Source organism: Marinomonas ostreistagni (genome assembly GCF_016461785.1).
Taxonomy (GTDB): domain Bacteria; phylum Pseudomonadota; class Gammaproteobacteria; order Pseudomonadales; family Marinomonadaceae; genus Marinomonas; species Marinomonas ostreistagni_A.
The window spans coordinates 43859-66776 of record NZ_JAEMUH010000012.1 but is presented as its reverse complement, the minus strand read 5'-3'; the positions used below and the strand labels follow the sequence as shown (position 1 = coordinate 66776).

The window sequence follows — 22918 nt, the reverse complement described above, 5'->3', positions numbered from 1 at the left end:
TTTTTATATCGGATTTTTCTCGTTGAGGTGGGCTGTGAGTGATTTTCCTATGTATGACGTGATCGTCATTGGTGCCGGCATTATCGGCATTAGTAGTGCGTTAAAATTACAACAAGAAGGCAAGCGAGTTCTGGTGTTAGACAGCAAAGGTGTCGCCGCTGAAACCTCCGCAGGCAATGCAGGTGCGTTTGCCTTTGCCGATGTCATTCCATTAGCGACACCGGGGATTATGCGCAAAGCCCCAAAATGGTTACTCGACCCACTTGGGCCTTTGTCGATTCGCCCAGCCTATGCTTTTAAAATCTTACCTTGGATGCTGCATTTTTGGCGTGCTAGCTGGAAGGACCGTTATGCCGCGGCGCTCAAAGCCCAAGCCGACTTGATGGAACTGTCAAAAGCCGCCTTAGAACGTCAAATTAAAGCGGTTGATGGGGAACACCTCATTCGCAGAGAAGGCCAGCTACAGCTATATGAAGGCGCAGCCGAGTTTCAAGCCGCTTGGCCAAGCTGGCAAACGCGCAAGGCTCATGGTGTCAAATTTGAGCTACTCGAGAGCCCAGAAGCCATCGCCAAGATTCAACCCGGCATTGATCCACGCTTTACTCATGCGGGTTTTACCCCAGAGTGGAAAAACGTTGTCCATCCAAAAACTTGGACCGAGCATCTTGCTAACGCTTTTAAAGAGAAAGGTGGTGAGATCCAGTGTCATAAGGTTAACGCCATCGCACCTCAAACCGATCACGTAGTGGTATTTACCGAAGGCCACTGCTTCCAAGGACATCAACTGGTGGTCGCTGCGGGCGCTTGGTCAAAGCAACTCGCTTCGCAATTAGGTGACAATGTGCCCCTTGATACAGAAAGAGGGTACAACACAACTTTGCCAGCGGGTGCTTTTGAGCTGAAGACCCACATTACCTTTAGTAATCATGGCTTTGTGGTGACCAAAGCAGGAGACGGTGTCCGTATTGGTGGGGCAGTGGAGTTAGGTGGACTCTCTCTCTCGCCCAATTACCAACGTTCTAAGGTCCTACTGGATAAAGCGGCGAAATTTTTGCCAGGGCTCAAAACAGAGCAGGGCGAACAATGGATGGGCTTTCGTCCCTCAATGCCAGACAGCTTGCCAGTGATCGGCTTCGCCAAAGACTGTTCGAGGGTTATCTATGCTTTTGGCCATGGGCATTTGGGCCTGACTCAAGCAGCAGGCACCGCAGAATTGGTTTACGACTTAGCCATGGGACAAAATCCCAGTATTTCGATGTCTGCGTACTCCGCACAACGCTTTTCGTAAACTTTGTATCCAGTATACGTAGTATGCTTTAATCCTATAACAACACCCTGTGACGGACGGAGATTCCATGAGCGAGAACATTACCCTTAGCTTGGCGGAAGTACGCAAGCTAAGTGAGTCTGTACTAACCAGCAATGGCTTCAATGAAGCTCATGCTCAAGCCATTACCGACATCATCTACACGAACCAACTTGGCGATTGTCATTCCCACGGTTTGTATCGTTTATTTATGTGTATAGAAAGCATTCGTTCCGGACGTGCCAGCGGTACAGCAGAACCGACCATTACCGATGCTGGCCCCGCAGTGGTTCGAGCCGACGCGAATGACGCAATTTCATTACTGGCAATGAAAGCCGCGATGCCTATGTTGATTGAAAAAGCGAAGAAAAACGGCGTCGCAGCTCTGGCCATCAATCGCTGCTTCCACTTTTCTGCGCTTTGGCCCGAAGTGGAAATGCTCTCCGCAGCAGGCTTAGCCGGCATGGCCATGCTGCCAAGTCACGCTTGGGTGGCTCCAGCTGGCGGCACACGCGGCTTATTGGGTACAAATCCGTTTGCATTCAGTTGGCCACGCCAAGGTAAAGCACCGTTTACATTCGATTTTGCTACCAGTCAGTTCGCACGAGGTGAAATTGAGTTATATCGACGCGCCGGTAAGCCATTACCAGAAGGTGTCGCAATAGATAAAGACGGACAACCAACCACCGATGCCGAGGCTGCAATGGACGGTGCCATGTTGACCTTTGGTGGCCATAAAGGCTCTGCGCTTTCACTGATGATTGAATTGATGGCTGGCCCATTGATCGATGACCTCACCAGCAAAGAAAGTATGGAAGCTGCTGGCGGCAAACCAGAAGCACCTTATCATGGTGAAATCATCCTTGCCTTCGATCCATATTTATTGAGTGGCGGTCGAGTGGCCGAAAACAATGACCGAGCGGAACGCTTATTTGCGGACGTCATCGACCAAGGGGCACGTCTACCTTCTCAGCGTCGCCAAGCCGCACAGGCGTTTAACACGGAACGTGACGCAGTGGAAATCCCCAAAGCGCTTTACGACGATTTAGTCGCGCTCAAGGCTTAAATCCATCGACTTAAGCAGGATACCAGGTTCGTTGCTCCGACAGGTAGGAATGGAAGGGGCAACCAAAAAGCGGTGTAGGACATCCCACACCGCTTTTCTTTTACTTAATGATGGCTTTAACCAATACAGAGGTGTCCATTCGACCCAAGCCTTCTTGTTGTAAAGAAGCGTAGTGCTGATCCACCTCTTTCACCATTTTCAGATCAAGGCCATAACGGGCCGCTTGATCCAAACAAATCCCCAAGTCTTTACGCATCCAATCAATGGCAAAACCAAAATCAAACTCATCTTTGGCCATGGTTTCCATGCGGTTAACCATTTGCCACGAGCCTGCTGCGCCATGCTGCAATGTATCCACTACTTTCCTGATATCCAAATCGGCTTTCTGAGCCACCGCTAGGGCTTCGCTTAAGCCATTTAAAATCCCAGCAATGCAAATTTGGTTAACCATTTTACAACGCTGCCCTTGACCAACCGGCCCCATGCGCTCAACTTTTTGCGCATAACTGCTGATAACTGGAGCCGCTGTATCAAAAACAGCTGCCTGAGCACCACACATGGCTGTCAATACGCCGTTTTCAGCACCAGCCTGTCCACCCGAAACAGGTGCATCCATGAAATGAACGCCTGCGGTTTCACACGCTTTGTCTAGCTCTTCTGCCAATACTGCAGAGGTCGTCGTATGGTCGATGACAATAGCATTAGCTTTTACTCCGGCTAAAACACCATCGTCGCCCAATACGACACTTCGAACATCATTATCATTGCCCACACAAATACAGACAATGTCAGCATTATGGACGGCTTCCGCAGGAGTCTTAGCAGCATGACCGTTGTACTCTTCTGTCCAACGTTCTGCTTTGCTGAAAGTACGATTATAAACCGTCACATTGTATCCAGCCTTTGCCAAGTGGCCCGCCATGGGGAATCCCATCACTCCTAATCCTAAAAATGCGACCTGCTGTTTGCTCATAGTGGACTCCTTTACTAAATATCACGTTGATAATGACAAAGGTTAATTCAATTAAATGACATATGTCAATTTAGTTTTTTGAAAAATTTTATCTCGACCTAAAGCCTAGTTCACATCATTGCTTTATTATGATCACACTCATCTTTAACTCTGTGGAGCTTTTATGGCAAAGGCTAAGTATCTGGAAATTGCAGATGCCATCATTCATCAAATTGACATAGGTCACTACCATGAAGGGCATAAACTTCCTGCCCATCGGGCACTCGCAGAAGAATACAGCACCACCGCAGTCACCGTCGCGAAGGCTTACTCATACCTTGCAGAGCAGGGACATATCGAGTCATTTGTCGGCCGTGGTAGCTTTGTCAAAAGCCGCTCGACACTGAAACAGGCAATACAGTCGCAACTGGTCGAAGATGAATGGAATTTTTCGATTCTCCAACCGTGCTTGGGCAGCGCAATGGAGCAGATACACAATGCGATGAGTCAATGCTTCCGCGAAGCATTAAAGCCAGAACTCTTTGGTTACATTGAAAATACGGGCTGCAGCGCCCATAAGCAAGCAGGTATGAAGTGGTTACAACAATCCAGTGGTTTGCAAATCCGCTCAGCAGAACATGTCTTACTAACCAATGGTGCACAGCATGCGTTATCGACACTGATTGAGCTTTATTCCAAGCCGGGTGACAGTATTGCCGTAGAAGCACAAACCTACCCTGGTATCTTATCGATCATCAACATGCTTGGACGCACAGCGGTTGGCGTAGAACTAGACGAACAAGGAATGTCACCTAGTCACTTACAAGCTGTCTGCGCGCAACATCAACCCAGCTTGGTGGTGATTGTGCCATCACACCAAAACCCAACGACTAGAACGCTGTCTCTGGAGCGACGTAAAGCCATTGCTAGTGTGATCCAACGACATCATACATGGCTAGTAGAAGACGACATTTACAGTTTTCTCAATACCGAAGTGATTGCTCCAATCACGAATTTCATCCCTGAGAAAAGCTTCTATATCAGCAGTTTATCAAAGGCGATTAGTCCTGGGTTGCGAACTGGTTTCGTCAAAGCGCCACAAAGCCAAGTCGATAAGTTGGCCGCTCATATCCGCTCTATGGTATGGCTGGCTTCACCGATGACTTTCGAAGTTGCCGCACAACTGATTAGCTCAGGTGTCGCCTTTGAGTTGGCAAAAGATCAAAAGAAAATTGCTGAACAAAGGCAAGTCATTGCTCGTACTATTCTTGAGGGAGAGCGACTAGAAAGCCAATACAACAGCTTTCACATTTGGCTGACGCTACCAGAGCACGTCAATACGGATGAGTTTGTGAACACTGCCAAAGAACGAGGCATGTTTCTGAGTAACGGGCGCTTCTTCTGTTACAACGAAAGCTACAGCCAAAGCATTCGGCTGTCGCTCATGTCGATCCCAGATCAAACACACTTTGAAATAGGGTTACGGCATTTGAAGACCCTGTTAGATCAGTATCAATCGTCAATCTAACGTCTAAGTGATGGAAAAGGCGCTGTCACAGTATGACGGCGCCTTATCAAGCACTTACCTCTGACCTATTTTAAGTCTTCCGGTAAGAGTGCCGCAGGAATATCTTGGAAACACACAGGACGAAGGAAGCGACGAATCGCCATCGAACCAACAGACGTTGCTCCAAAGTTAGTAGAGGCAGGGTAAGGTCCGCCATGAACCATGCTGTCACACACCTCTACACCTGTCGGGAACGCATTCGCCAGAACACGGCCAGCCTTACGCTCTAGGATTGGCATAAAGCGTTTTGCGGCATCAATGTCGGCATCATCTAAATGCACTGTGCAGGTGAGCTGCCCTTCTAAGTTTGACGCGATGGCCAGCATTTCTGCTTGGTCTTCGGCGATTACGATCATTCCCAATGGGCCAAACACTTCTTCCGCTAAGGCTTCATTTGCGAGCCATTCTTTTGCAGTGGTTTGATACAAGTAGGGCGTTGCATCACGCAAATCACAACTAGTAGACAGAACTTCACGTACACCAGCGCTTGCGGCAATGCGCTTTTGACCGGAACGGTAAGCGTCGGCGATACCGTCAGTCAGCATGGTTTGAGCAGGTACAGATGCTAATGCCTCTTTTGCAGTAGTAACAAACTTATCCGCCGCCTCACCTTTGACCAACACCGCAACACCAGGATTGGTACAGAACTGACCCGCGCCCATGGTTAATGACCCCGCCCAGCCTTTGGCCAGAGTTTCACCTCGATTTGAGATGGCATTCTCGAACAAAAACATAGGGTTAACAGAGCCCAGCTCACCAAAGAATGGAATTGGTTCAGGTCGTGCGGCACATAAATCAAATAAAGCACGGCCACCACGCAGCGATCCGGTAAAACCAACTGCTTTAATGAGTGGATGCTCTACGAGAGCCTTACCGACATCGAAACTTTCACCACTGTCTTGAACCACACTGATCACCCCAGCAGGTATGGCACAACGTTCCACCGCAGCATGAAGCGCTTCGGCAATGATTTCTGTTGTCCCAGGGTGTGCAGGGTGTCCTTTTACGACGACCGGACAACCCGCCGCCAACGCAGAAGCGGTATCCCCCCCCGCCGTTGAAAAGGCAAGAGGAAAGTTCGAGGCACCGAATACAGCAACAGGGCCAACCGGACGCTGGATTAGACGAAGGTCCGCTCGCGGTAACGGCTGACGCTCCGGCAAGGCTTGGTCATGACGACGATCCAAGTACTCACCATCAAGAATATGCTGCGCAAACAATCTCAGTTGACCACAGGTTCGACCACGCTCACCTTCTAGTCGCGCCACAGGTAACCCCGTTTCCGATGTACCGATTTCAGTCACCGCTTCCGCACGAGCTTCGATCTCATCGGCAATAGTATTTAAAAATACTGCACGTTGCGCTCTAGACGTGGCACTGTATTCGTAAAAGGCACTTTCAGCGGCTTGTACAGCCTGACCGACAAGGTCAACAGACCCAACAGAGAATGAGAAAGCGTCTCCATTGGCTGGGGTTGAGTTAAATTGTTGCGCTGAGCTGACCCATTGGCCGGCGATTAGATGTTTTCCATGGGGCGTGAACGACATGAGTTTTCACTCCAATTTTTAATGTATTTTGTATCCAATTAAATTGTTCACTATTTTGCCATGCCTGACAAGCCTTATTCACACAGTACAGGTGGCAAGTAAATCGAAAGGAGAAGAGCTTCTCAGCGCGGGCCGTCTCAGAAGCTCATTTGTAAGAAATTAATAAAGCGGGTTAATCGTTTTGGCGAGTCTGCGTGATCAGTTCGATCACTTGGTTTTTAGTATTCACCAAATGCGTACGTAGTAACGCAGTAGCACCCAAAATATCACCTTGGCGAGCCAGTTTGAGCAATGAATGGTGGTCATGACTTGCATTATCGCGCTTATCAAGCTTACCGATGTGCATACTCACATAGCGGTTTGCTTGTAATGTCACACGCTCTAACAGCTGCTCTGTTAAATGACGGCCCGCCGCTTCGTACAATTTGCCATGATACTCAGCATTTAATGGCCCCCAGTCGGCGACATTTCCCGTTTTATAAGAATCATCCATTTCTTTAAGTATGGCTTCACATTCAGAGAAGTGTGTTTCAGTCATTGCTGGAATGGCACGGGCAAACAAGTCCACTTCAAGTAGGGTTCGAACATCGAAGATTTCTGCGATTTCTTCGAGGGTGTGTTTGGTTACTGTAGCGCCGCGGTTATTTTTGAACACCAATAGACCTTCTGCATCCAAACGTTTTAGAGCTTCACGAATGGGCATGCGTGATACATCGTATTCTTCAGCAAGTAATTCCTGTCGAATCAGAGCGCCTTCTTCTAACTCGCCAGAGAGAATACGTTTACGCAAATCGGCAACGATCACATCGGGTAAACTTTGACGAACAACAGCTCTCTTTTGGGCCAACTTAACTCACCTCTTAATTTAAACTCTCAATACGATAACGCTGTCCGGCCGCTACTCCCTCTCAACCTATCGCACAGTATTATTCGTGGCAGTATATCAAAATACAGATTAGATAACTCCAACCTTGAAGATTCTGTGTAAAAGTTTGAACAACACCAAACAAAGCATTGATAGCTTCACATTTTCCAACCAAGGTGGATCTCCTACTATCAATCCATTACGAACTGTAAAGGTTCGAACACTGACATCTCATTATGAGTCTGGAGTTATTATGCAAGTAACATTAGCTCAACCAAACCTACTGAAAAACCAATCGTACGTAAACGGTGAGTGGGTAGCGGCTGATTCTGGTAAAACGTTCGCGGTGATCAACCCTGCAACAGGTGAGCACATTGTTGACGTGGCTGATATCGCAGCGGACGAAACAACTCGTGCTGTCGAAGCGGCGAATGCGGCACAAAAAGCTTGGCAAGGCAAAACGGCGAAAGAGCGTGCAACGCTTCTACGTAAGTGGAACCAGCTGATTCTTGATAACCAAGAAGATCTAGCAAAGCTAATGACTCTAGAGCAAGGTAAACCGTTCGCTGAAGCGAAAGGCGAAGTGCTGTACGGCGCGTCTTTCATCGACTGGTTTGCTGACGAAGCACGCCGTTTGTACGGAGATGTGATCCCAACTTTCGCAAACGACAAGCGCGTTTTGACGGTTAAGCAAGCTGTTGGCGTTGTTGCAGCGATCACACCTTGGAACTTCCCAATTGCCATGATCACTCGTAAAGCAGGTCCAGCGCTAGCTGCGGGCTGTACGATCGTCATCAAGCCATCTGAAGAAACACCTCTTTGTGCGCTTGCACTGGCTGAACTTGCGCACCAAGCGGGCATCCCAGCAGGTGTTCTAAACGTCGTGGTAGGTACTGATGCAAAGTCAATTGGTGGCGTCCTAACCGGCAACCCAATCGTGCGTAAATTGAGCTTCACTGGTTCAACGCCAGTGGGCAAATTGTTGCTATCTCAGTGTGCACAAACGGTTAAACGTACGTCAATGGAGCTGGGCGGTAACGCACCATTCATCGTATTCGACGACGCAGACCTTGATGCCGCTGTAGAAGGCGCTATCGCATCAAAATACCGCAACGCAGGCCAAACATGTGTTTGTGCGAACCGTATCCTTGTACAAGACGGCGTTTACGATGCCTTTGCTGAGAAACTGGCGAAGCGCGTAGCCGAATTCAAAACAGGTAACGGTTTCACTGAAGGCGTAAACATCGGTCCTTTGATCAATAAAGCGGCGGTTAACAAGGTTGAAGAGCTTGTGAACGATGCCGTTAGCAAAGGTGCGAAAGCATTGGTTGGTGGCGCGAAAGCAGAGCAAGCGGGCGAGCAATTCTTCGAGCCAACGATCCTAACGGGTGTGACACCAGACATGACGATCTTCTCTAGTGAGATCTTTGGTCCTGTGGCTCCGTTGTTCCGCTTTAGCACAGAAGAAGAAGCAGTTGAGATGGCAAACAATACCCCATTTGGTTTGGCATCTTACTTCTATTCCCAAAATATCGGTCGTATCTGGCGTGTTTCTGAAGGTTTGGAATACGGCATGGTCGGTATTAACGAAGGCATTATTTCCAGCGAAGTTGCGCCATTTGGTGGTGTGAAAGAGTCTGGCAGTGGCCGTGAAGGTTCCAAGTACGGTATCGACGAGTACGTGGAAGTGAAATATCTATGCATGGGCGGCATTAACTAAGCCGACTTTTTCGCAACAGAAGACACATCTAAAGGCCAGTTGTACGGCAAGATGTGTCTGCTTTCTAATGTAGAGAGAACAAGACAAATGAACAACGCTAGCTTACAAGAACGCAAAGTAAACGCCATTGCACGTGGCCAAGGTAACATGGCTCCTGTGTACGTAGACCGTGCTCAGAACGCTGAGATTTGGGACGTTGAAGGCAACCGTCACATCGACTTCGGTGCAGGTATTGCCGTGGTGAACACGGGCCACAACCACCCAAAAGTTAAAGCGGCTGTACAGGCACAACTTGAGCGTTTCACACACACTTGTGTCATGGTTAGCCCTTATGAGTCTGCTGTTGCACTAGCGGAAAAACTAAACGCTGCGGCACCTGGTAACACGCCGAAGAAATCTATCTTCGTCACAACAGGTGCAGAAGCGGTTGAGAACTGTGTGAAAATCGCACGTGCTTACACTGGCCGTCCAGGTATCATCGCATTCAACGGTGGCTTCCACGGTCGTACGAACATGACTATGGGTCTAACGGGTAAAGTAAACCCTTACAAGATCGGTTTTGGTCCGTTCCCAAGCGACATTTTCCACGTGCCATACCCAAATGAATACCTAGGTATCACTGAAGAGCAAGCGCTTGCTGACCTTCAAATGCGCTTCACTTGTGACATCGAGCCATCTCGCGTTGCGGCAATCATCATCGAGCCTGTACAAGGTGAGGGTGGTTTCTACATGGCTTCTGCAAGCTTCCTACAGAAACTACGTAAGCTATGTGACGAGCACGGCATCCTATTGATCGCTGACGAAATCCAAGCAGGTTTCGCACGTACCGGTACCATGTTCTGCCACGAGCAAGCTGGTATCGAAGCTGACCTTATGACCGCAGCAAAAGGTATCGCGGGTGGTTTCCCAATCGCAGCTGTGGTTGGTAAAGCAGAGATCATGGACGCACCCATCCCTGGTGGTCTAGGCGGTACTTACGGTGGTTCTCCAGTAGGTTGTGCAGCAGGTCTTGCAGTATTCGACGTTATCGAAGAAGAAAACCTATGCGAACGTGCTAAGCAAGTTGGCGCGCGTTTCGTTGAGCACCTAAAAGGTCTGCAAGCTGAATACCCACAAATCATTGGCGACGTGCGTAATGCTGGTGCCATGATCGCGGTTGAATTTGTACACGACGGTGACGTAAGCAAGCCATACCCAGAACTAGCGAAAAACCTATCTGCAAAAGCGGCAGAAAACGGTCTAGTGCTACTGTCTTGTGGTATCCGCGGTAACGTTATCCGCTTCCTACCAGCATTGACGATTGAAATGGAAATCATCGATGAAGGTATGGAAATCTTCAAGCGCATCTTCAAAGAGCTTGTTTAAGATTCCAGTTTTAACGGCCTAGTCCACCTAAGACTTCCGTTCACAAGACAAGTCCTCCAGAAAGTCTGTCTTGTTGTTTGAGCCCTCATCCTCATGGATGGGGGCTTTTTTAATGGGCTTAACAAAAATAATCAGACGTGGTTTTAATACGGTGCAGCTTCAGCTTTGTCATGGGCGACAGCAAGCTGCTCGCGTAACACCTGCAGGAACAGTTCTCGAGGCTTATTAGGCTGAGCGGTTTTCTTGTAGATAACGGCCATGCCCAATGTGTAATGGCGCTGTTTGGTTGCCACGGCGACAATATCACCTCGATCAACGTGCTCTGATGCGTATTCTTCGGGTAAGAAACCGATGTAGCGACCAGATAAAATCAAGGCTAGACGCGTATCGTAGAAGTACGAAATCGCCGACAAGTTCATGTTAGAAATCTGCTCACTGACGCCTTCGTGTGGTTTCAAGCCCGCGTGGGAAGCAGGGTAGCTGTCCACTTCGGCTACTTGCTCAGTTTCACTGAGTTTGGCAATCGGGTGATCTTTGGCAACATAGATATAGCAGTTGTCACTGTATAGATGGATGTACTCTAAGCCATCCAATTTACGGTGATAGGGGATAAAGCCCACATCGGCTTCATCGTTGAGAATGGTGCGTTCTATTTTGGCCATAGACGCCACATTAGTATACAAAGTGACTTCGGGAGCGCGATCGGTGAAATGCCTAATCAGCTCAGGCATACGACAGCGAGAGTCCAAGCTCACCGAATCCGATAAGGTAATACGCAGTCGCCCGGTTAAACTGGCATTCAGGTTGTTGACCGTAATCCGAAAAGCGTCCAATGACTCCAACAAGGTCTCGGTCATGCGGTAGATAATTTCCCCTTCTTCAGTCAGGGAAAAGCCTCCACGGCCACGCTTACACAACGTTAGATTCAGGCGAGACTCCAGGTTAGAGATATGCAAACTAATGGTCGAACGCCCGATATTCAGCATGGTTTCAGCAGCTGAGAAGCCACCACAATCCACCACGGTCTTAAATACTTTTAGCTGTTTGATCTCATAATCGCCAACTTGGCCCAGCGAATAATTGTTTGCACTCATCACACCTCCTAACTGCAGCGTCAGATGTTTTGACCAGTATATCCGATACCAACCCTTACGACATGGCTATATTAAGCTTCCTGAAGCTACCCATTGTGCCTAAGTGCATTGTTTGGTCAACGCCTAACTTTAGATTTAAAGAAGAGCGTTTCAATCAACCTCAAGCTTCTCTAAGGTGGAATGACTGGCTTAGATGAATTAAATCACCCTTATTGATCGTTGCCAGTGGCTCTATAGAAGTGTCTTCACACTTCTTTAATTGAGAATCTTCGTACTTACTTTTTAGCCCGCGCACCCGCTCGGGCTTTTTTTTAAGACGCGCTGAGTCAGTAGTTCAGCCTCACGCTAATAGCACTACACTATTTCAGGAGTTGTTCGTGTCGATATCACTTTCTGTGCGACAAAAATTGATCGCCACCTTAGTTCTAGTTTGCTTGGGGTTTGCTGGCTTTGGCTTTTATGCCGTCATCAACTTTCAGCAAATGCAACAAGCCGGCTTAAAAGCCAATAAAATCGCTGACAGTTACGCTAACTTGAGTAATCTTGAAATTACGTTGCTTAAGTTTGAGCGTCATGCCGCAAGCCCTTCTGCTTCTACAATGGACAGTTTGTACGAAGAGCTGGATCACTTAGCAGAACAAACAGTGCTTGAAGAAGCACAAGCTAACCCTTTCTTAGACACACAAGCGAAACAGAATATCGCAGCCCTAGCAAACAGCCTTCCAGAGTACTTTTCTGGGCTCAAACAGTCTCTAAACACGGTACAAATGTTAGGTACGGATAATCAAAGCGGTGCACTGCTCACATTAAATGAAAAAGCGAGCCAAGCAGAACAGCAGCTAGCGATGTTGGCTCAGTTTGCCGCCACCTTTAAAGAAGTTCGAGCCAAAGAAAAAGACTTTCTCGCCTACTCAACGTCCGATAACCTAACAGTATGGCAAGACAGTATTGATCGCTTAATGAAGCAAGTAAACGATATAGGCTTTGGCGATGATTTTAATCCGCTGATTGAGTCATACCGAGACGCTGGTAAACACGTCGCAGAATTAGCGATGTCATTGAAATCATTAACTCAACGCTTGGATGCCGCACGTGAACAAAACTCTGCAACGCTTGGTCAAACAACAGAGTACTTAAAAAGCCCTCTTTTAGAAAGCGCTCAATCCCAAGCACATACAACAGCCAATGAAGCACGTCGCGATCTAATTATTGGCAGCATTGTGCTAACACTTCTAATTGGAGCGTTAATCTCAACCGTTATCTTTACTCTAAACCGTAAGATTCAGCTGATCTTAAAACGCCTTCAAGAAGTCGCCGCTGGTAAGCTGAAACGTCATCAGTCTCAGTCGCTCAACCAGCATGACGAACTCGATCAAATATTAATCACATCAAATGTGATGACTGATAACTTAAGCCAATTGGTAGAGCAACTTCAGCAAAGTAATAGAGCACTGGAACAGACGGCGGACCATTTAAGTGACAATGCGCTGACTATTGTGTCTGGCAGTGAGCAAATTCGTGATCGAAGCAACACTTTGGCGACAGCAACAGAAGAGATCTCTCAAACGGCGGCAGACGTAAGCAATATGACTCAGCATGTCAATGATGCAGCGAACCATGCGCACCAGTCGGCACAGACTGGTGCCCAAGTCATCGGAGATGCGATTCACTCGATTCAATCTGTGGCTGGCTCCATCGAACATACCCACAGCATTGTGGCCAAATTAGGCGAACGCTCGAAAGAAATAGACTCTGTGATTGATCTGATCGTCGGCGTAGCTGAACAAACAAACCTGCTCGCACTGAATGCCGCGATTGAGGCTGCTCGTGCAGGGGAGGCTGGTCGTGGATTTGCCGTAGTTGCCGATGAGGTACGCACCCTTGCCGAACAAACTGTTCAAGCAACAACGAATATCACAGGTAAAATTGAAGGTATCCAGCAAGAAACACAACAAGTGATTCAGGCCATGCAGATCAGTCTACAGCAAGTGGCAGCAGGACGAGAAAAAGGTGAAAGCGCCGTAACTACCATAAAAGAAGTGGAAACGTTAACAATGGCTGCCGCACAACAAACCCATACCATTGCTTCAGCAATTCAAGAAGTCGTTTTAACCACACAAACTATGGCAAAAGACATGGATGACATTGCTCAAAGCATCGAACACAACTACCAAGCAACGCAAAATATCAATGCTTCTGGCAAAGAAATCAATCAGCATGTTGCAAGCTTAAGTGGGCAAATGCAGCATTTCGATCTAAATTAGATATTCATTTTTTAGAATCGTAAAAAAAAGAAAGGGGAGCTAAGCTCCTCTTTTTTTATGCCGAAACGAAAACAAACGCACCATTTTAGTGCTAAATTATGTCAATTTTATGTCATCTGCATTTCAATCGAACTTCCATCTAATATAATTTAGAAAATGCTTTAATTATCAAACCACTAGATTAGGGGACTAGTCGTTAAGCATAAGGGGTTCAGGAGCACCATTTTGGAGCATTTGTGTGCTGTACGAATAACTATACGACTGATTTATAAGGGCTTTTAAAAACATGCCTATTGTTTGGTCAAAACAAAACTTTAGGGTGATTTTGCACGGTTTAATTTGTGCAAGCTTTTTGAAAGTATCGAATTAAGCCGCCATTGTCGGGGAGGACATGGCTAAATTAGCAACTCTCATTAAGAGGTTACTCATGTTAAAGACACTACTAAAAGTAAAAAAACAGTTAGTTGCGAGTTCTCTTGCTGTCGCATTGGGCGCTGGCGCAGTAGCAACTTCCGCTCACGCAGCTGACCAAAACTGGCGATTTGCAAACCTTTACGGTCGTGGTACCGCTTTCGGCGAAATCTACGAAAACCTAGCGAAGAACATCGAAACAAACACTGATGGTGCAGTGAAAGTACAAGTTCTTTACTCTGGTGAAGGTGTTGGTACAACGGGTATCCTTGGCGCAGTAAAATCTGGTCTAGTAACCATGGGCGCACCATTCCAATCTATGCATGCTGGTGAACTTCCAGCGGGTGTAGTGGAAATCGGTCTACCAGGTGGTACGGATGACACTGACGAGCTACATGAGTTGTTCTATGACAAAGGCTGGGGTGAAATCCTAACAGAAGCTTACGGTTCACAAGGTCTAGTATGGCTTGACCCGTACATCCAACCACCGGTTTACATCATCACAAAAGAGCCAATCAACTCTGTTGAAGATTTCAAAGGCTTGAAGATCCGTGCGCCAGGCGCATACGGTAAGTTCCTACGTAACCTAGGCGCTTCTCCAGTTTCTCTAGCTTGGTCTGAGATCTACACGTCTCTATCAACTGGCGTAATCGACGGTTCTATCGGTTCTAACATGATCGACCACCGTGACGGTAACCACGTTGAAGTAGCGAAATACATGTACCGTCTACCTCTTGCAGGCGCACAAGTACTGCCAATCGTTGTTAACCGCAACGCTTGGAACAAGCTGACTGACGAACAGAAAGAAGAAGTTCGTGCGGCGACTAAAACTCACGCAGAAGAGCAGCTGACTAAGTCTAAGAAATGGGAATCTGAAGCCGTTGCAGAAATGGAAGCGAAAGGTCTGAAATGGTCTCCAGAGCCATCTGAAGCAGACAAAAAAGCTTGGGCTGCAGCAGGTGCAGGTCTATGGGACGAATACGCTGCCTCTGATGAGTACAGCAAGCGTCTAATCGACGTACTTCGCGCTGAACAGAAGTAATCGATACTCCCTCTAGAGGCGAGCGCTTATGCGCTCGCCTTTTTCGTTTCTAATCGAGGTACATTTCCATGTTATTGACTGCGATGAGGCTATATTGCGCCGTGGTTCACCGAGTGGTGGAATTCGTCGGCAAATCTGTTTCTTATGTCATGCCAGCCTTGGCGTTTGTCGTAGCTTTCGAAGTATTTTCTCGCTACTTCCTAAATAAGCCAACTATTTGGGCTTATGACTTATCGTTGTTTATGTTTGGCTACATTGCCGCACTAGGCGGTGCCTACGCACAACAGCGCCGCGGCCATATCAACGTAGATATTCTTTATAACAAAGTGTCACCACGCGTACGTAGCTTGTTCAACATGTTCTCGTTTGCATTGGGGATTTTCTTCTTGGTGATCGTTTGCAAAATGAGCATCGGCAAGTTCGAAGAAGCACTTGAATTTAACTACCGCCGTCAAAGCGAATGGGCACCACACATGCACCACTTCTGGGTCATGATTGCCATCGCCAGCACACTACTCATCGCTCAGCTATCAAGCGACTGGTTAGATGATGCGGTGCATTTATTTACTGGTAAACGTCTATTGCCAGAGCGTAATTTTGACGACGAGGACGACGCGTAATGATGAGTATCGAAGTGTTAACCGGCGTTTTGCTGGTCTGTATATTAGTAAGCTTCGCACTTGGCGCTCCTGTTGGTCTTGCGCTAGGCGGCATTGCCATGGGTGTGGGTTACATCACATGGGGTGATGCACTGTTTAACGTGATTCCAACCACGTTAGAAGGCACTTACTTCAGCTTTATCCTATTGGCCATTCCACTGTACATCTACATGGGGCAATTACTGACACGTTCCGGTATCGGTGATGCCATGTTCAGTGCCAGCCAGTTGATCATCGGTAAAGTACGTGGCTCCCTAGCCATTAGCGTTATCATCGTTTGTTCAATGATCGGTGCCATGGTCGGTATCATCGGTGCCGGCATCATGACTTCAGGTAGTATCGCGCTGCGTCCAATGCTTGAACGTGGTTACGATAAGCGCCTGGCCCTAGGTGTCATCATGGCCGGTGGTGGTCTAGGTATCTTGATCCCACCAAGTATCCCAATGATCATGTTTGCATCGTCTACACAAAACTCCGTGGGTCGTATGTTCATTGGTGCTTTGGTACCTGCTTTGATCACGATTATCCTACTGATCGCATACGTAGTGATTTCTTGTAAGCTAAACCCAAAGAAAGCACCGCTGGATAAAGTGCCAGAAGTACCTCAAACACCGAAGCAGAAGCTGCTAACGATGCGTGACGGTGGCTTGTCATTGCTACTAATTGTTGCGGTACTGGGCAGTATCATCATGGGTATTGCCACACCAACAGAATCCGGCGCTATCGGGGTTGTGGGTGCGATCATCCTAGCGATCTTCTTCAAACGCTTTAAGCCTAAAATGGTACAAAGCGCAGGCCTTCGCGCTGCCGTCCTTGTGAGTGTGGCAATGTGGATCATCTTCGGTGCTACAGTGTTCAGTAACTTCCACCTATTGATGGGCGTTCAGAACATGGTGGCAGGCTTTACTGAAGACCTTGGTTTGCCACCAATGATGGTCATCGTGCTGTTCCAGGTAATCATGCTATTGCTAGGGTTCATCATCGACGAGTTCATCATCGTTTTGATGTGTGCACCGATCTTCACACCGATTGCTGTATCACTTGGCTTTGACCCGATCTGGTTTGGTATCTTGATGATCCTGAACATCGAAATCGCGGTACAAACACCACCATACGGTTTCGCACTGTTCTACCTAAAAGGTATCGCGCCTCCAGGCATCACCATGTTGGACATCTACCGTTCGGTGACACCGTTCGTATTGATCAAGCTATTGGTATTGATCATAGTAATGTTCAACCCAGAGCTCGTGACTTGGTTGCCTAACAAGCTAATGAATTAGCGACTCTCAGCACAGCTGCAAACAAAAAAACCGCCTAAGGTAACCCTTAGGCGGTTTTTTTGATTGCTATACTCTTAACTTCCAAGCAGGAAATACACAACATAAAGTACCTGCCAATAACCCATAAATCACCCACTCATACCCATTCTGTCCGCCGTACATGGCGCATCTTTCTAGCAAAACAACAGCAGCAGCACCAAAAGCCGCACCAAGCATTGTCATGGTGCGGGAAAGTGAACTGGCATCAGCAACCTTCTCTGTTGGTACATCGTGATAAGCATGGGTCATGGCTAAAAGTGTCAAAATGCCAAGTCCACCTCCTCGAATAAACATACAAACTGCCAATACAATGAGAGTGTTAAACGTTGTGAGCGGAAATAACAAAGGAATAGTACCCACAATAGCAAGGGTAATGCCTAAATAGGCCGTCCAAGAAGTGCCTAATTTACTCACGAGTTTAGCGATATAAGAACGAGAAAAAAGTGCACCGATACCACTAACACTAATCATAACGCTTGCTAAAAAAGGGGACAGTGCCACTTTTTCAATAAGAAACAGGGGCAAAATAAACAAGCTGCCATAAAACACACTGCTTGATATTAAGAGCAACCCACACGACGAAAAGAAGCTTGAGATAGAAAAGAGCCGAATATCTACAATGGGGGCAGACTTACTCGATAACGCATGTCTAATAAAGGCTATAGATGCCATTAAACAAACTACCAGCATTATGACGCTGAATTCGAGAGAGGACGCACTAGAAGCAGCCTGACTAACATTAGACAGCAGATACAATATTAAACCAATGCTAATGGAAAACAGTAACCAGCCTTGCCAGTCCAACGCTTCTTTTGTTGTCTTGGTTCCTTGGGTTAACAAAACCTTTGCCAGCACTAACGCAAGTGTCGCGATGGGCAGATTGATGAGAAAAACCCAACGCCAACTGCCAAATTCCATTAACCAGCCAGCTAAAACAGGCCCTAATATTGGAGCAATGACTGCCGGAACCGCCACGGCAGCCATTGCTGCTTTAAAGTGACCGCGTCCAACTTCAAATAGCAATACAGACTGCATCACAGGGGTAAGAATTCCTGCACCTACGCCTTGAATAATTCGAGATAAAATTAATGTTGTAGGAGAGTCTGATATACCACATAGTAAAGACCCTAAAAGAAAAACGCTGAGCCCTAAGAGCCAGATATTTTTACTGCCAAAACATCTTGTTAGCCAAGCTGTTAGCGGAATGGTACAGGCCGCGGCCAATGCATATAATGTTGCTACCCATTGTAATTCACTAAGCGAAGTCGAAAACTCTTGTGCTAATACTGGTAGCATCACTCCGACAACCGTCGCATCTAACAAGGGTAAGACACTGCCAACAATTAAACACAAAATGACTCGATGATAGTGCTGCCTTGTTAAGCCAGTATCATTTATTAACTCATGAGTTACATTCATATCAACTCCTTTACCCTAGTATTCCCAATACTGTTTTCATTAAATTTGGGTAAAGCATCAAATGTTAGCAAAAGAGAATTAGGTCCTCTTGTATATAAACCGCTTTCAGAAAAGTGATATTCTTCTGATATTTTTAAATTTTTAAGCGAGTCTAATATGACATTAGCTGTTATTTCTATTTGTCGAAGAGAGAATTCTGCTCCCAAACAAGCATGCATACCAGTACCAAATGCCAGATGACGTTTTTTGCAGAAACCTTCTTTATTCTTGGCTCTTCTATCTAAGATAAATAAGTTAGGATCATGAAATACTTTAGGATCACGGTTAGCTGCTCCAATCATATTGAAAATAATAGAGCCTTTCTTTATAGAAATACCGCCAACAATACAATCCTCAGAAGCTTCTCTAGGAATGAGTTGAACAGGGGAATTAAGCCTTAATGTCTCCTCAATAGCGGCTCTTATTTTTGTTCTATCATTATAAACATCATCAAAAACTTCAGGCTGTTCTAGCAGATTTTTAAAAAGCATAGCCAGACTTTTATCTGCTGGCTCAGTTGCAGCTAATAATATATTTAAACATAAAGCGATAATCTCACTATCTGTCATAATATTTTCGCTGTTATTAAGGTTGCATAATAGTGAAATTAAATCGTCTCTTGGATCTATTTTTCTTAGATCTATTATAGGCAAGAGAAAATCACTTAGATTTTTACTATATTGTAAACTTGTATTTTTTTCTTCTTCGGAAAGATTTAATTTTGTAATATAATCAGCAACACCTTTATGCCATAGGGCTATTTCCTTATAGTTATCTTTTGGTAAGCCTAATATTCCCAAGGTGACTAATATAGCATAATCCTTCCCAAACTCATTTACCAAGTCAAAAGAGCCTTTATATAAATAAGGGTTAATTAACTCTTGACTGATATTTTTAATTAACGGGTGGTACTGTTTTTTAAAATATTGGCCACTTAGTCCATGTAATACCGCTCTACGCTTTTCCGAATGCTCTTTACCTTCCATCTGAGCGAGTACTCGATCTCTCATGACTGGTTGAGCCCTTACGGATAAAGGCGCAGTGGTAAATGAGGGATCTTTTAAAATACGCTCCACTTCTGCATATTCGCCAACAAAATATGCGCCTGTTGCCTTGTCACAATATATAAGATCTTCATTATGAAGTGCTTGGTAAAAAGGATATGGGTTCTTTTGAAAAATAGGATCAAGAACATCAAAGAAACATAATTTAGACATGTTATTTCTCCCTATCAAAATAAATTAGAAGTGGGAGTGACTAGGCCGTAGCTTTGTTTATCACTTACTTTTAATAAATAACTGCCTGAGAATAACCCTTCGCCAATAGGCCATGATCTATGATAAATAAGAGTAGATTTACTCACATCAAGAATTGATGGGGTATTAAGATAAAAAGGTAGTTCGGCAAAAATATAAGGCAGTGCTAAATCTATGTTGTCTTCTTCTAAATGGTTTTCATCTTGACCAACACCTCTTAAACGGCCAAGAATCGCTTGGCGGGACATATCTAAACATGATCTTCTAAATAAAGCGTCATTTTGGTAAGCCTCTTCAACCTCTTTTCTTACATTTATATAATCTTCTGATTCATAGAAATCAGAAAATTTAATAACCCTTATGGAATGATATTTAATAGGAGATGACGATAAAATCTCATCTAAATTTTTAAGATGCCTTTTTATCTCTCTGTTGGTTTTTTTTAACGCTTTATGTTCGGAGTATCCACTTGCAATTAATAGTCTAGAGGCCTCTTTTTCACAAGGAATGAGGACATCCACTTGATTAAATTTAGTTAATGACCAGTTGATTAAAGCGCCAACATATTCTTTTGAAAATCTAGAGTTAAATGGGCTTATTCCAACAAAAACATGCTCTCCCGCTTTAATAATTTCATCACATCGAACGGTTTCACCTTCAATTGAAAATAAATCGTTTATATTCACTTTCCAGCCAGAGTGGTTAACATACGTATTATTACTTGCATATACACTTTCCATTAGCATTATTTCCCTTACAGTATTTGAGATTAATATGAATGAGTTAGAAACTATGAATAGTCGTCATTCTCAAGTATATTTGTACCAAATTTCGAAATGAGCGAATTACGAAGGAATGTCAAAAACTATCGGGAAGCCATCAAGTATGGATACAAGAGTTGTTTCTTCCATTGAAGAAAGAAGTTTGCAGCCCAGTCAGTTAATGCCAATTAGGGCGATATCACGACATATGACGACAACAACTAAGGTAATCTCCCATCATCATCACTGGGCTCAAGTGGTTTTTTCAAATACGGGCGTTGTTAAAGTTAGCAGTACCAACGGGATTCATATTGTGCCACCTAGACACGCTGTCTGGATTCCGCCCAATGTTGAGCATGCGGCAACCTTACTGGAAAATGCTCAACTGTTATCTGTCTATATAGATGTTTCGATCAAACATTTAGCAAATTGGCATCAATGCCAAGTTTTCAAAGTAAGTTCACTTCTACATGAATTAGTGGTTGCTTTAGGACTGTTGCATGGACATGAAAAAACACCGAGATATCATGCATTATGTGAGGTTATTTGCAGTGAGTTTGAGCATTTAAAAGCGCTTTCAATAGGAATTGTCATGCCAAAGGAGCGACGTCTAAAAGCCATATGTGAAGCATTTTTAGAAGCGCCAAAACAGGCGACTACACTCAAATATTTATGCTCGCGCTCAGGGGCCAGTTTAAGTACGGCAACTCGGCTTTTTGACAAACATCTTGGTATGAATTTTAACCAATGGAGGCAGCAAGTGCTTTTATCCCAAGCCGTAGCATTAGCCGCCCAGAAAATGCCTATCCAGCAAATTGCCTATGAACTAGGGTACACTTCTCCTAGTGCCTTTACCGCGATGGTGACCAATGCTGTTGGTATTCCGCCCAAACAATTTTTATACCAACAGACTGATCGATAAGCGAGATAATAGGTTGGCTATCTTCTTTTCTATTACTCCGAGTAACGTTTTAAAATCAACGCTGCATTAACACCTCCGAAACCAAAGCCGTTACACAGCACATAGTCGACTGATTGTTGGCGAGCATGCTTAGGGATAAGGTCAAGGTCTCCCATGCTTTCATCCGGTTGCTCTAGGTTCAAGGTCGCGGGTAGGGTAGACGTACGTAACGCTTGCGCACTGAAGATCGTTTCTACACCGCCAGCGGCTCCTAGCAAATGACCTGTCGAAGACTTCGTCGAGGAAATCGCAACGGTGTTGATCGCCTCAGCAAATACTGAGCGTAGGGCGTTAATTTCCCCTCGATCGCCAACAGGCGTCGACGTTGCGTGGGCATTCACATAACCAATATCCGAGGCTTTAACACCCGCCATGTTGATCGCTTGTTGCATGGCTCTGGCGGCACCTTCACCTGACTCAGGGCCAGCAGTGAGATGGTAAGCATCGCTGCTGGTACCGTAGCCGACAATTTCTACCAACGGCGTCGCTCCACGCTCTAATGCATGCTCTAAGGTTTCTAACACTACTAAGCCTGCACCTTCTCCCATCACAAACCCTTCACGGTCTTGGTCAAACGGACGCGAAGCTTTCTCTGGTGCATCATTTCGAGTAGAGAGCGCTTTCAATGCGCCAAAGCCCGCTAACGATAAAGGATCGATACAGGCTTCTGTACCGCCTGCTAAAGCGACCTTGGCTTCACCAGTTTTAAGCAAGCGAAGGGCATCGCCAATGGCTTGAACGCCCGCCGCACAGGCAGTAACAGGTGTGCCTAACGGCCCTTTAAAACCAAAGCGAATCGAAAGGTTACCAGCAGCCAAATTAGCTAAAAAAGCCGGTACCGTAAACGGCGACACACGCCTTGCGCCTTGTGCTTTTCGTACCTCTTCAGCATGAGTGATAACGGGTAAGCCGCCAATGCCTGTGGCGATGATGGTTGCCGTCGCCTGTTTGTCTGCTTCAGACTCAGGATGCCAATTTGCCTGCTGCAGCGCTTCTTCAGCGGCTGCGATGGCAAATAAGGTAAACAGATCAATGCGCTTACGATCTTTTGGTGACAGATAGTCCGCTTCATTTAAGCCGTTTTCCAGCTCCTGATGGCTTGGAACTTGACCAGCAATCTGTGTCGTAACGCCTTCGCATAAGTTGGCAGGTAACGGACGTATGCCCGACTCACCTCGAATCAAACGTTCCCATACAGCTTCGACACCTATGCCCAAAGGCGACACCATACCCATTCCGGTGATGACATAACGTTGGCTTGCTAACATCGAGTTCTCCACATTTGTTTGCGAATTTATATAAACT

18 protein-coding genes are annotated in these 22918 nt (G+C 46.0%); 10 read left to right on the top strand and 8 right to left on the bottom strand.

The window, feature by feature from the left end; translation table 11 throughout:
- The first annotated feature begins 34 nt into the window (after nucleotides 1-34).
- Nucleotides 35-1288 (top strand): NAD(P)/FAD-dependent oxidoreductase, encoded by a 1254-nt coding sequence (locus tag JHD44_RS13040; RefSeq protein ID WP_325097101.1) that lies wholly within the window; start codon nucleotides 35-37, stop codon nucleotides 1286-1288.
- Nucleotides 1289-1355: 67 nt separating this feature from the next.
- The gene (locus tag JHD44_RS13035) at nucleotides 1356-2372 is read left to right on the top strand and encodes an Ldh family oxidoreductase (RefSeq protein WP_199463216.1); all 1017 of its coding nucleotides are present in this window, start codon (nucleotides 1356-1358) and stop codon (nucleotides 2370-2372) included.
- 100 nt (nucleotides 2373-2472) lie between these two features.
- On the opposite strand, the gene JHD44_RS13030 is transcribed toward JHD44_RS13035, so the two are convergent.
- A complete protein-coding gene (locus tag JHD44_RS13030; protein ID WP_199463215.1) occupies nucleotides 2473-3345 on the bottom strand; it encodes an NAD(P)-dependent oxidoreductase in 873 nt (290 codons plus the stop codon).
- A gap of 163 nt (nucleotides 3346-3508) precedes the next feature.
- On the opposite strand from JHD44_RS13030, the gene JHD44_RS13025 reads away from it, so the two are divergent.
- Nucleotides 3509-4852, top strand: a complete 1344-nt coding sequence (locus JHD44_RS13025; RefSeq protein ID WP_199463214.1) for a PLP-dependent aminotransferase family protein — start codon at nucleotides 3509-3511, stop codon at nucleotides 4850-4852.
- 65 nt (nucleotides 4853-4917) lie between these two features.
- Here JHD44_RS13025 and JHD44_RS13020 read toward each other — a convergent pair whose 3' ends face one another.
- Together JHD44_RS13020 and JHD44_RS13015 are read right to left on the bottom strand one after the other, a co-directional pair.
- Nucleotides 4918-6438 (bottom strand): aldehyde dehydrogenase (NADP(+)), encoded by a 1521-nt coding sequence (locus JHD44_RS13020; RefSeq protein ID WP_199463213.1) that lies wholly within the window; start codon nucleotides 6436-6438, stop codon nucleotides 4918-4920.
- Between the two features lie 172 nt (nucleotides 6439-6610).
- A complete protein-coding gene (locus tag JHD44_RS13015; protein WP_199463212.1) occupies nucleotides 6611-7285 on the bottom strand; it encodes a GntR family transcriptional regulator in 675 nt (224 codons plus the stop codon).
- 271 nt (nucleotides 7286-7556) lie between these two features.
- Here JHD44_RS13015 and JHD44_RS13010 point away from each other — a divergent pair, with 271 nt between their 5' ends.
- On the top strand, nucleotides 7557-9023 hold the full coding sequence (locus JHD44_RS13010; RefSeq protein WP_199463211.1) for an NAD-dependent succinate-semialdehyde dehydrogenase: 1467 nt from the start codon (nucleotides 7557-7559) through the stop codon (nucleotides 9021-9023).
- Between the two features lie 87 nt (nucleotides 9024-9110).
- On the top strand, nucleotides 9111-10388 hold the full coding sequence (gene gabT / locus JHD44_RS13005) for a 4-aminobutyrate--2-oxoglutarate transaminase (RefSeq protein ID WP_199463210.1): 1278 nt from the start codon (nucleotides 9111-9113) through the stop codon (nucleotides 10386-10388).
- 143 nt (nucleotides 10389-10531) lie between these two features.
- Here gabT and JHD44_RS13000 read toward each other — a convergent pair whose 3' ends face one another.
- Nucleotides 10532-11482, bottom strand: coding sequence for a LysR family transcriptional regulator (locus JHD44_RS13000; protein ID WP_199463209.1), 951 nt, complete (start codon nucleotides 11480-11482; stop codon nucleotides 10532-10534).
- Between the two features lie 377 nt (nucleotides 11483-11859).
- On the opposite strand from JHD44_RS13000, the gene JHD44_RS19150 reads away from it, so the two are divergent.
- From JHD44_RS19150 to JHD44_RS12980, 4 genes are all read left to right on the top strand, one after another.
- Nucleotides 11860-13746 (top strand): methyl-accepting chemotaxis protein, encoded by a 1887-nt coding sequence (locus JHD44_RS19150; protein WP_199463208.1) that lies wholly within the window; start codon nucleotides 11860-11862, stop codon nucleotides 13744-13746.
- A gap of 427 nt (nucleotides 13747-14173) precedes the next feature.
- On the top strand, nucleotides 14174-15199 hold the full coding sequence (locus tag JHD44_RS12990; RefSeq protein ID WP_199463207.1) for a TRAP transporter substrate-binding protein: 1026 nt from the start codon (nucleotides 14174-14176) through the stop codon (nucleotides 15197-15199).
- 68 nt (nucleotides 15200-15267) lie between these two features.
- A complete protein-coding gene (locus JHD44_RS12985; RefSeq protein WP_133561503.1) occupies nucleotides 15268-15819 on the top strand; it encodes a TRAP transporter small permease subunit in 552 nt (183 codons plus the stop codon).
- Nucleotides 15819-17138 carry a TRAP transporter large permease gene (locus tag JHD44_RS12980; protein WP_199463206.1) on the top strand — a complete coding sequence of 440 codons (1320 nt, stop codon included), beginning with the start codon at nucleotides 15819-15821 and terminating at the stop codon, nucleotides 17136-17138. The genes JHD44_RS12985 and JHD44_RS12980 overlap by 1 nt, the downstream gene beginning before the upstream one ends.
- Before the next feature lie 66 nt (nucleotides 17139-17204).
- On the opposite strand, the gene JHD44_RS12975 is transcribed toward JHD44_RS12980, so the two are convergent.
- Genes JHD44_RS12975 through JHD44_RS12965 form a run of 3 tightly spaced genes read right to left on the bottom strand, consistent with a single transcriptional unit; the run spans nucleotide 17205 to nucleotide 20631 of the window.
- Entirely contained in the window at nucleotides 17205-18596 is a 1392-nt protein-coding gene (locus JHD44_RS12975) for a DHA2 family efflux MFS transporter permease subunit (RefSeq protein WP_199463205.1), read from the bottom strand.
- Nucleotides 18593-19852: a cytochrome P450, cyclodipeptide synthase-associated gene (locus JHD44_RS12970; protein WP_199463204.1), complete on the bottom strand. Its 1260-nt coding sequence runs from the start codon at nucleotides 19850-19852 to the stop codon at nucleotides 18593-18595. Before JHD44_RS12970 ends, JHD44_RS12975 begins: the two co-directional genes overlap by 4 nt.
- A 14-nt stretch (nucleotides 19853-19866) precedes the next feature.
- Nucleotides 19867-20631, bottom strand: coding sequence for a tRNA-dependent cyclodipeptide synthase (locus JHD44_RS12965; RefSeq protein ID WP_233402114.1), 765 nt, complete (start codon nucleotides 20629-20631; stop codon nucleotides 19867-19869).
- A gap of 145 nt (nucleotides 20632-20776) precedes the next feature.
- Here JHD44_RS12965 and JHD44_RS12960 point away from each other — a divergent pair, with 145 nt between their 5' ends.
- Nucleotides 20777-21574: an AraC family transcriptional regulator gene (locus JHD44_RS12960; RefSeq protein ID WP_199463202.1), complete on the top strand. Its 798-nt coding sequence runs from the start codon at nucleotides 20777-20779 to the stop codon at nucleotides 21572-21574.
- Between the two features lie 32 nt (nucleotides 21575-21606).
- On the opposite strand, the gene fabF is transcribed toward JHD44_RS12960, so the two are convergent.
- A complete protein-coding gene (fabF, locus tag JHD44_RS12955) occupies nucleotides 21607-22881 on the bottom strand; it encodes a beta-ketoacyl-ACP synthase II (protein ID WP_199463201.1) in 1275 nt (424 codons plus the stop codon).
- Nucleotides 22882-22918: the final 37 nt, after the last annotated feature.

Bases quoted from the DNA above. Each gene is read 5' to 3' on its own strand.
- JHD44_RS13010 (WP_199463211.1), top strand. From the start codon at position 7,557: ATGCAAGTAACATTAGCTCAACCAAACCTACTGAAAAACCAATCGTAC.
- JHD44_RS12960 (WP_199463202.1), top strand. From the start codon at position 20,777: ATGGATACAAGAGTTGTTTCTTCCATTGAAGAAAGAAGTTTGCAGCCC.
- JHD44_RS12975 (WP_199463205.1), bottom strand. From the start codon at position 18,596: ATGAATGTAACTCATGAGTTAATAAATGATACTGGCTTAACAAGGCAG.
- JHD44_RS12980 (WP_199463206.1), top strand. From the start codon at position 15,819: ATGATGAGTATCGAAGTGTTAACCGGCGTTTTGCTGGTCTGTATATTA.
- JHD44_RS13000 (WP_199463209.1), bottom strand. From the start codon at position 11,482: ATGAGTGCAAACAATTATTCGCTGGGCCAAGTTGGCGATTATGAGATC.
- JHD44_RS13035 (WP_199463216.1), top strand. From the start codon at position 1,356: ATGAGCGAGAACATTACCCTTAGCTTGGCGGAAGTACGCAAGCTAAGT.
- JHD44_RS13025 (WP_199463214.1), top strand. From the start codon at position 3,509: ATGGCAAAGGCTAAGTATCTGGAAATTGCAGATGCCATCATTCATCAA.
- JHD44_RS12985 (WP_133561503.1), top strand. From the start codon at position 15,268: ATGTTATTGACTGCGATGAGGCTATATTGCGCCGTGGTTCACCGAGTG.
- fabF (WP_199463201.1), bottom strand. From the start codon at position 22,881: ATGTTAGCAAGCCAACGTTATGTCATCACCGGAATGGGTATGGTGTCG.
- JHD44_RS12970 (WP_199463204.1), bottom strand. From the start codon at position 19,852: ATGTCTAAATTATGTTTCTTTGATGTTCTTGATCCTATTTTTCAAAAG.
- JHD44_RS13030 (WP_199463215.1), bottom strand. From the start codon at position 3,345: ATGAGCAAACAGCAGGTCGCATTTTTAGGATTAGGAGTGATGGGATTC.
- JHD44_RS12965 (WP_233402114.1), bottom strand. From the start codon at position 20,631: ATGGAAAGTGTATATGCAAGTAATAATACGTATGTTAACCACTCTGGC.
- JHD44_RS12990 (WP_199463207.1), top strand. From the start codon at position 14,174: ATGTTAAAGACACTACTAAAAGTAAAAAAACAGTTAGTTGCGAGTTCT.
- JHD44_RS13020 (WP_199463213.1), bottom strand. From the start codon at position 6,438: ATGTCGTTCACGCCCCATGGAAAACATCTAATCGCCGGCCAATGGGTC.
- gabT (WP_199463210.1), top strand. From the start codon at position 9,111: ATGAACAACGCTAGCTTACAAGAACGCAAAGTAAACGCCATTGCACGT.